This window comes from Bacillus carboniphilus (assembly GCF_039522365.1).
Taxonomy (GTDB): Bacteria; Bacillota; Bacilli; order Bacillales; family JC228; genus Bacillus_BF; species Bacillus_BF carboniphilus.
Genome location: NZ_BAAADJ010000030.1, coordinates 1 through 944 on the forward strand (window position 1 = coordinate 1; position 944 = coordinate 944).

Annotated in this window: 1 protein-coding gene; it reads left to right on the forward strand. The window is 38.2% G+C overall.

Annotated elements, in window-relative coordinates; genetic code table 11:
- A partial coding sequence (locus ABDZ91_RS14115; RefSeq protein ID WP_343800031.1) for an IS3 family transposase occupies positions 1–892 on the forward strand: 892 nt, incomplete at its 5' end.
- Between the last annotated feature and the right edge of the window lie 52 nt (positions 893–944).

Sequence of the window (944 nt, forward strand, 5' to 3'; positions counted from 1 at the left end):
TTCAAAGCAAGAATCTTTTGCCTTTATTAAAGCGTTTGAAGAGGAATATCCGGTTACCAAGCTTGTAGAAATTACTTCGATGTCTGAGGCGGGAAAGGTATCAAAGTCAGGTTATTACAAATGGAGAGCAACTTGCCATTTACAAAGTGCCCAGGACCAAAAAGATGAGGAATTGTATTATTATATCCTTCAGATCTTTCATAAGCATAAAGGGACCTATGGAAGAAAGCGAATTTACTTAGAATTAAAGAATAAACATCAGATGATCGTAAATGAGAAGCGTATTGCCCGTGTAATGCGAAAGTACGGCTTACGGTGCCAGATTAGAAGACGGAGGTTTAGGAATAGAAACCAGCCTCACGGCACAGTACCAAATCTCTTAAATCGTAACTTTAAAGCCCTAAAACCAGGGAAGAAACTTGCCATTGATATTACTTATGTAGAGGCAAAAGAAAAAAACAGAAAATGGCTGTATGCGTGCGTAATTAAGGACCTATATAACGGTGAGGTAGTGGCCTATTCTATTGGAAAGAACCAATCGAAAACTTTAGTGTATCGAACTTTATTAGAACTCAAAAAAAGAGGATTTGAAAAAGGAGCCATCCTTCACAGTGATCAAGGCTCACAATTTACAAATCCAGGATACATGAAGCGTGTCTTAAAGATGGGGTTAACCCAATCCATGTCCCGCAGAGGCAACTGCTGGGACAACGCTTGCGTAGAAAACTTCTTCAGCCATTTAAAAACAGAAATGTACTGTTTCAGTACGCCTAAATCAGCGATTGAAGTACAAAAGGCTGTTGAAGATTACATTTACTATTATAACAATGAAAGACTCCAAAACAAATTAGAAATGAGTCCTGTAGAATATCGTGAACAAAAAGCAGCTTAATATTAAATAAGTGTGCGGATTTTGGTGTGTCCACTTGACAGGGTCACGAACA